Here is a 7,404-nt window from a genome sequence, read left to right as displayed (position 1 = left end):
GTTGTCGCCCGTGATCCGGACGATAGCTTCCCCGATCCACATGTGCAGTGGCCCGTAGGGGGTGGTCGTGTTCCGCCAGTCCGGACTGACCTCGAAGAAAACCCTGCCCGGCACAGCGGAGGCACCGACCTCGTAGGGGTCGAAGCCGTGGCTGCTCAGCGTGCCCTGCATGAGATAGGAGTAGACGTCCCGGCTCATCAACGGACCGGCCAGCAGCAACGGGGCGGTCCAGGCGACGATCGGGGCGACGCCGAGCGACTCACCGTGGCGCAGCAGCCGTCCGCCGAGGACCGCCCAGGAGACCACCAGGGCCAGAACGCCGAGCCAGAGCACGACCACGAGAATGCCCGCGAGATGCCCGAAACCGAGATTGGTCAGACCGAGTGACTGCAGCACACCGCCGCGGGTGCGGGTCGCACCGACGGCATGGGAGGTCCCAGCCATGATCAGCGAGCCGGCGGCCCCCAGGACGACCGCGGTGCGGCGGGGCATGTCCCGCACCCGGGCGGAGACGGTCGCCATGTCAGCTCCTGCGTTCAGTGAGTTGCTCGGCCACGGCCACGAGCTCGTCGACGACGCCGTGCCCCAGGTACCCGGTGCGCAGCGCCGCGACCGCCCGGTCCGTCAGTTCCCGGGCCCGGCCGGTGTTCTGAGCCGCCGCCCCGGAGTCCACGATGATCTGCCTCAGCTCGTCGATCTCCGCATCGGTGGTCACTGTGCCGATCCCCTCACGCAGCCGGGTGGCGGCCGCCGGGTCGGAGCGGTCGGCCGCCGCCAGAGCGCGCATCACCAACCATGTGCGTTTGCCTGAACGCAGGTCATCGCCGGCCGCTTTACCGGTGATCCGCGGGTCGCCGAACACCCCGAGGTGGTCATCCTCCAGCTGGAAGGCGATTCCGATGTCCCGGCCCGCGCCTCGCAGCAGCTCCACGGTGCGCGCATCCGCGTCCCCGAGGGCGGCACCCAGATGCAGCGGTCGTTCCACGGTGTAGGCCGCGGTCTTGTAGGTGTTGACCTTCAGCGACATGGCCGGGTCCTCAGACCCGCTGTTCTCCAGCGCGATGTCGAGCATCTGGCCGGCGATGACCTCGGTACGCATCCTGCGCCACGGCTCGCGGGCCCGGGACAGTGACGCCGCGTCCACCCCCGAATCCACGAGCATGTCATCGGCCCAGGCGAAGGCGAGGTCGCCGACGAGGATGGCCTGGCTCTCGCCGTAGCCGGCGGCATCCCCGGACCAGCCGAGGGACCTGTGGGACGCCTCGAACCGGCGGTGGGTGGTGGGCCGGCCGCGCCGGGTGTCGGAGTGGTCGATGATGTCGTCGTGGATGAGTGCGCAGGCCTGGATGAATTCCAGGGACGCCACCGCGCGTAGCAGATCACCGGCGCCGGTGGAACCGGACAAGGATCCACCGCCCCCGTCGAGGGCGGCGCGCACCCCGGCCCAGGCGAACAGCGGGCGCAGCCGCTTTCCGCCACCGGTGACGAACTGCTCCAGGGCGTCCACCCCGTCAGCGACGACCGGGTCCAGGGCGTCGTACTCGGCGTGCCGGGCGCGGAAGAAGCTGCGCAGTTCAGCGTCTACCGCGGTGGGGACGTCCACCAGCGGCCTGTCCAGGGTCCAGGAGGTCGGGGCGTTGGTCATTCGGGGGCACTCTCCGGTGGCGCTGGCCGGTCGGCGGGCACCGGACCGGGGGACTGATGTTGACTGGAACCATAGTAGGTGGCGGGGGGAGACCACCGCTCATGCGGCCCGACACGTCTTCTATGATCGTCAGGTATGTCTCCCGAACCTTCCCCCGAGCCGTCCTCCGTCGCTCCGCCGACCCCCAGCCTCCAGGTGGCGGTCTCCGACACCCTGAAGCGGGGCACCCCCGGTCGTGTCCCGTTCTCTGTGGAGTTCATGCCGCCGCGCGATGACGCCGCCGAGGATCGGCTGTGGTCGGCCGCAGAGGCCTTCCACGACCTCGGCGCGAGCTTCGTCTCGGTGACCTACGGTGCCGGCGGTTCCAGTCGGGCCCGTACCGAGCGGGTCGCGGAGCGTCTGGCGACGAAGCCGCTGACCACCCTTCTCCACATGACGCTGGTCGGGCACACCGAGGAGGAGCTGCACGGGATCCTCCGGGAGTTCGCCTCCCTCGGGCTGACGAACCTGCTCGCTCTGCGCGGTGACCCGCCGGGGGACCCGACCGGAGAATGGGAAGGTATCGCCGGCGGGTTGTCCCATGCCGTGGACCTCATCAGGCTGGTGCGGTCGATGCCGGAGTGTGCGGACTTCGATATCGGGATCGCGTCCTTCCCCGAGGGGCACTACCGTGCGGAGAGCATCGAGGCGGACACCCGCCACACCGTGGAGAAGCTGCGCGCCGGGGCGAACTACTCCATCACCCAGATGTTCTTCAATGTCGATCACTACCTACGGTTGCGTGACCGGCTCGCCGCCTATGACCCGGTGCACGGCGCCAAGCCGGTGATCCCGGGACTCATGCCGATCACCTCACTGCGGTCGGTGCGCCGTCAGGTGGAGCTGGCAGGCTGTGAACTGCCCTGCGACATGGAGGAGCTGTTCACGAAGGTCGCCGCCGGGGACGAGCGGAAGAATGCTGCGGCGATCCGGGAGGCGGGGATCGAGGTGACCACGAGGATGGCTGAGCGGCTCATCGCCGAGGGCGCCCCGGACCTGCACTTCATGACGATGAACAACGTCCGGGCGACGCAGGAGGTGTTGCACAACCTCGGTATGGCTCCGGCCTACGGCCCCAGATTCGGGCAGGACATGGTGCGTTAGCCGGCGCCGACGGGCGGATCAGGGCCGGGGCCGGGCGAGGATCCCGAAGGGGCGGGGGTCGGAGCCGAACCGGAAGTCCCGCAGCACATCGCGGAAACCGAGTTCGCGGTAGAGGGTCCAGGCGGCGTTCGCCTCGTCGGGTACCTCGGGGGTGGACAGCATGACCATCGGCCGGTCCAGGCGGGGCAGCAGATTGTCCAGCAGTCGTCGGCCGATACCGTGTCCCTGGTGACCGGGCATGACGTGGACCTCGGAGAGTTCGTCGAAGTCTGCGAGGATCCCGGTGGCCACGGTCCGTGACAGTCCTGTGGCGCGCAGGCCGCGGAGCACTTCCCGGTACCACCAGGAGGAGGGGACGCCGGGGAAACCGTAGGCGATGCCGATGATCCGCTGGTGGGCGTCGGCGGGGTCGGCCGGGGCAGTGGCTCGGTGGGACATCGCGACGGCCGCGGTGAAACCCGGGCGGGTGGCGTTCGCGGCCCAGAGGATCCGGCGCGGCGCGCGGGACGCAGGTCCGTAGGCCATGGCTCCGAGATGGAGTTCCACCAGTTCATCGACCCGCAGCAGATAGGTCTGCGGGGAAATGTCGCAGACACTGACGGCGGAGTCGGTGAACTCTGCGTCGTCCGTGGGTTCGGGTCTCATGGTTCCGGTCACACCTCCATCGTGCCAAAGAGCGCACCGGACAGGGAAGGGAACACATGTTCTATTTCGTGCCGGAGTGCCGCTGCCGCGTCCGGCGGAGACCTAGTGTCCTTGTCAGGACGTGCCGGCAGGGCACGTCACCACCGGAGTGCGATACCCCTTGAGGAGGCGGCCGATGTCAACGGCGGACAGGATGAACGGGGGGAAGGTGACGCACCTGCGTCGCGGTGGTTCCCCGCACGTGACGGCGGCATCCTACATCGACGAGGCGGAGCGGCTGCTGGAGCGTGCCAGGCAGGAGCGGCAACCCGCCGAGCGCATCACCTGGTCCTACCGGGCTGCCCTGCGTGGTGCCGGAGCAGCCATCGAGGACGTGAGGACGGGGAAGCGCCGCCGGACCTCGGGCAGTGCCTGGGCGCGGTTGCGCACCGCCGTACCGGAGATGGTGGAGACAGTGGAGCGGTTCGAGGTCTACGCGCGGTTCGTCGCCCGAGTGGAGATGGGGCTGGAGCGTGAGCTCCGCGATGCGGACGCCGACTGCTTCTACGCGACGGTCTGCGATTTCATCGACGAGGTCCGCGGGATGGTGGGCTATCTGCCGGAGGTCGCCTGACTCGGGAGGGGCCCGGAGGAATATGGGGAGGAGGCCGTCCGGTGGGGTAGTGTGGGGCTCAGTAGAAAGTGGTCCAGAGAACGGCAGGTACGGAAACTTTTTCCGCCCCCCGTGCGTTGGACCAGATGACCCACATCACCCGTGGCCGAACAGGCGGTCCGACAAGGAACAGGGGAGGACGACAGTGGCACTGTCAGAGCAGGAACAGCGCATGTTGGAGGAGATCGAGCAGGCGCTCATCGCTGACGACCCGGCGTTCGCTGAACGTCACCGCGCGACGACCTCCGGTGGCGTCTCCGTGGGCATCCGGTCGATCGCAGTGTTCCTCCTCGGCCTGTGTGTCCTCGTCGGGGGGATTGCCCTGGCGCAGAGCAGTCTCTGGTTCGTGCTCCTCGGGCTCGTCGGCTTCTTCATCATGTTCGCCGGTGGTCTGATGGCGTTCCGGCCCGGTGGCCGGTCGGGGAAGAAGAACCCGGGTAAGGGACGCGGTGGCCCGAAGGCCAGGGGTTCCTCCGGCGGTATCGCCGACCGCATGGAGGACAGCTTCCGTCGTCGCTTCGACTAGCGCACGGCTGTCGCACCCGCGCCGGTGCCCCCGCAAGGACAGTGGTCCTGCGGGGGCACCGGCGTTTTCTCATGGCACGCGCACCACATTCCCGCGTTCCCCACTTCCACCCACGACGGTTCCCGGAGGGCCGGAGCTCACCGTCGGAACAGGGGCGGAACAGGGGCGGAACAGGGGCGGAACAGGGGTGGCGCGGAGTGGTACGGAGTGTCGGGTGACGGGGCGGCGGCAGGGCGGGTGGGCATCCGGGGAGGAATCACCCACAATGCCCCACTGATCTCGAGGTGTTCATACATACAGGTAGATGTAGGTTTATATCTGCCTGCGGGGTGTCCTGTCGTCGGTTCCCTCCGGCATTGTCCGTCATTGGCATGGAATAGGTGGGGGAATGTGGGGTAGTGTGGGCGACAGCGGAGCAGCAGAGTTGCTCCGCGACAACTTCACAGCGACAGCACACTGCATGATCACCAGCGACCGGTCACCCGGGGAAAGGGGTCGACGACATGTTCTTCGGCACCTTCACCCCGAAGCTCGATGACAAAGGACGGCTCACCCTGCCCGCGAAGTTCCGCGAGGAACTCGCAGACGGACTGGTCGTGGTCAACGGGCAGGACCACAGTCTTGCGATCTACCCGCAGGCCGAGTTCCAGGTCCGTGCGCGCAAGGCGACCGAGGCGTCCCGGTCCAATCCCCGGGTCCGGGCGTTCATCCGTCGTCTCGGCGCCAGCGCCGATGAGCAGGCGCTGGACAGTCAGGGGCGGATCACCGTCGCCCCGGCGCACCGGAAGTACGCCGGACTGACCAAGGAATGCGTGGTCATCGGTTCGGTGGACCGGATCGAAGTCTGGGACGCCGCAGCCTACGAGAGCTACCTGTCGGAGCACGAGGCGGACTTCGCCGACGGCGACGACGATGCCCTCGCGGGATTCCTCTGACCCGCAGTGTGCGCGACCCCGGGCTGTGTGCCGGCCCTCATCTGCACGGACGACCTGCTTGATGTACTTCCCCGATGTCAAGCGGACCCGCGCAGGTGAGGCCCCGTACGCAGCCCCTCCCGTGCCCCCAGAACCCGTCGAACCCCATGAAAGGTGCCCGCCATGTCTGAACCGTTCCACCGGATCAGCGGTGAGTTCGGCCACGTCCCGGTCATGCGCGACCGCATGGTCGAGCTGGTCGGAGCCGGAGTCTCGGGCACCGGCGCCGCCCGCCCGGTCATCGTCGACGGCACACTCGGCGCCGGCGGACATACCGAGGTCTTCCTGGAGACCTTCCCGGACGCCGTCGTCGTCGGACTCGACCGCGACCCCAACGCCATTGCCCAGGCACAGGACCGGCTCGCCCGGTTCGGGGAGCGGTTCATCGCCTACCGCACCCGGTTCGACGGGCTCGGTGAGGCCCTCGACGATCTCGACTCCCGTGACCGGCTGCCGGCGGAGTTCGCCGCCACCGGAGTATCCGGCTATCTCTTCGACCTCGGTGTCTCCTCCATGCAGCTCGATCAGTCGGAGCGCGGTTTCGCCTACGCCCAGGACGCGCCGCTCGACATGCGGATGGACCAGGATTCCCCGCTCACCGCCGCCGAGGTGCTCAACACCTACAGCCACGGCGACCTGGCCCACGTCCTCAGCGCCTACGGCGATGAGCGGTTCGCCGGCAAGATCGCCTCAGCGGTGCTGCGGGAGCGGGAGCGTGAACCGTTCACTACCTCCGGTCGACTGGTGGAGCTGCTCTACCGCACGATTCCCGCAGCCACCCGGCGCACCGGCGGACACCCCGCCAAGCGCACCTTCCAGGCCCTGCGGGTGGAGGTCAACGCCGAACTGGATTCACTGGCCGCGGTCATCCCGACCGCCACCGACCGACTCGGCCTCGGCGGCGTGGCCGTGTTCATGAGCTACCAGTCTCTCGAGGACAAGATCGTCAAGAAGGCCCTCGCAGAGCTCACCGCCAACCGCACGCCGCCGGGACTGCCTGTCGATCTGCCGGGCACTGCAGCGTCCTTCGAACTCGTCACCCGTGGCGCGGAGAAGGCGGACGCCGCCGAGATCGAACGCAATCCCCGCTCCGCACCGGTGCGGGTACGGGCGGTCCGCAGGATCCGTGACAGTCCCGGCAGACCCGGACACTGACCCCGATGTCAACCACCACCGACCATTCTCTCCCCACGACAGCGAGGCACCCCATGAGCACAGGAATCGTCGCCGGCAACGGCGCACTCGGACTCCGCGGTCCGCGGACGCAGGAGCGCACACCGTCACGGGCCCGCACCACCGGCACCGGACGGACCACCGGCACTCAGCGACGGCGCCACAGTCTGGTGCCGCCGCGAGCCGGGTCGCTGCAGCAGATCTCCGTGCGGGGCCACCGTGTCGCCACCCGTGAGCGGGGCGTTCCGGGGTACCTCAAGCTTGTCGTGGTGCTCGTGATGATCGTGGGCGTCGGCATCGGTGCCACCATGTACCTCTCCGGCAAGACCACGGAGCAGGCCTTCACCCTCAAGGATGCGCAGGCGCGCAGCGCCACACTGTCCAATGAGCTGGAGTCGCTCAACCGTGATTACAAGGAGCTGAGCTCCTCCGAGAACCTCGCGGCCGAGGCTGCCAGGCTCGGTATGGTGGTGCCCGGTCAGACCGGCGTCCTCGATGTCCGGGGCGACCGGGTCGACGAGGTGCGTCCCGCTGACCCGGTGGATGATTCGGCGGTCATCGACCTCGATGCGACCCGCCGGGGTGTGCCACGGACGGACCGGCCGACGACCGGCCAGGCGACTGACCCGGTGACTGACCCGGTGAC

At 68.6% G+C, this 7,404-nt stretch carries 9 protein-coding genes; 6 read left to right on the top strand and 3 right to left on the bottom strand.

What is annotated here, in order from left to right:
- Both mptB and QZV72_RS11805 read right to left on the bottom strand, forming a co-directional pair.
- Positions 1–522 (bottom strand): polyprenol phosphomannose-dependent alpha 1,6 mannosyltransferase MptB (gene mptB, locus QZV72_RS11810; protein ID WP_297008714.1); only part of this gene is annotated, 522 nt, incomplete at its 3' end.
- A gap of 1 nt (position 523) precedes the next feature.
- Positions 524–1,645: a polyprenyl synthetase family protein gene (locus QZV72_RS11805; RefSeq protein WP_297008712.1), complete on the bottom strand. Its 1,122-nt coding sequence runs from the start codon at positions 1,643–1,645 to the stop codon at positions 524–526.
- Between the two features lie 135 nt (positions 1,646–1,780).
- Between QZV72_RS11805 and QZV72_RS11800 the strand changes: the two genes are divergently transcribed.
- A complete protein-coding gene (locus QZV72_RS11800) occupies positions 1,781–2,788 on the top strand; it encodes a methylenetetrahydrofolate reductase (RefSeq protein ID WP_297008711.1) in 1,008 nt (335 codons plus the stop codon).
- A gap of 18 nt (positions 2,789–2,806) precedes the next feature.
- Here QZV72_RS11800 and QZV72_RS11795 read toward each other — a convergent pair whose 3' ends face one another.
- Complete coding sequence (locus QZV72_RS11795) at positions 2,807–3,433, bottom strand: N-acetyltransferase (RefSeq protein WP_297008709.1); 627 nt, start codon at positions 3,431–3,433, stop codon at positions 2,807–2,809.
- 193 nt (positions 3,434–3,626) lie between these two features.
- On the opposite strand from QZV72_RS11795, the gene QZV72_RS11790 reads away from it, so the two are divergent.
- The 5 genes from QZV72_RS11790 to QZV72_RS11770 all read left to right on the top strand — a co-directional run.
- A complete protein-coding gene (locus tag QZV72_RS11790; RefSeq protein ID WP_297008707.1) occupies positions 3,627–4,046 on the top strand; it encodes an SAV_6107 family HEPN domain-containing protein in 420 nt (139 codons plus the stop codon).
- A gap of 184 nt (positions 4,047–4,230) precedes the next feature.
- Positions 4,231–4,611 carry a DUF3040 domain-containing protein gene (locus QZV72_RS11785; RefSeq protein WP_297008706.1) on the top strand — a complete coding sequence of 127 codons (381 nt, stop codon included), beginning with the start codon at positions 4,231–4,233 and terminating at the stop codon, positions 4,609–4,611.
- 503 nt (positions 4,612–5,114) lie between these two features.
- Complete coding sequence (mraZ, locus tag QZV72_RS11780) at positions 5,115–5,546, top strand: division/cell wall cluster transcriptional repressor MraZ (RefSeq protein ID WP_297008705.1); 432 nt, start codon at positions 5,115–5,117, stop codon at positions 5,544–5,546.
- A 162-nt stretch (positions 5,547–5,708) separates the two neighbouring features.
- Entirely contained in the window at positions 5,709–6,740 is a 1,032-nt protein-coding gene (rsmH, locus tag QZV72_RS11775; RefSeq protein ID WP_297008704.1) for a 16S rRNA (cytosine(1402)-N(4))-methyltransferase RsmH, read from the top strand.
- Positions 6,741–6,793: 53 nt separating this feature from the next.
- Positions 6,794–7,404, top strand: a 611-nt coding sequence (locus tag QZV72_RS11770) for a hypothetical protein (protein ID WP_297008702.1), incomplete at its 3' end; no start/stop codon positions are given.

Origin of the sequence: uncultured Corynebacterium sp. (assembly GCF_902782855.1) — a bacterium.
GTDB lineage: Bacteria > Actinomycetota > Actinomycetes > Mycobacteriales > Mycobacteriaceae > Corynebacterium.
The sequence above is the reverse complement of the archived record's forward strand: the minus strand, read 5'-3'. Positions and strand labels throughout refer to the sequence as shown.

Coding starts and splice junctions, on each gene's coding strand:
- QZV72_RS11805 (WP_297008712.1), bottom strand. CDS start 1,645: ATGACCAACGCCCCGACCTCCTGGACCCTGGACAGGCCGCTGGTGGAC.
- QZV72_RS11800 (WP_297008711.1), top strand. CDS start 1,781: ATGTCTCCCGAACCTTCCCCCGAGCCGTCCTCCGTCGCTCCGCCGACC.
- QZV72_RS11795 (WP_297008709.1), bottom strand. CDS start 3,433: ATGAGACCCGAACCCACGGACGACGCAGAGTTCACCGACTCCGCCGTC.
- QZV72_RS11790 (WP_297008707.1), top strand. CDS start 3,627: ATGAACGGGGGGAAGGTGACGCACCTGCGTCGCGGTGGTTCCCCGCAC.
- mraZ (WP_297008705.1), top strand. CDS start 5,115: ATGTTCTTCGGCACCTTCACCCCGAAGCTCGATGACAAAGGACGGCTC.
- rsmH (WP_297008704.1), top strand. CDS start 5,709: ATGTCTGAACCGTTCCACCGGATCAGCGGTGAGTTCGGCCACGTCCCG.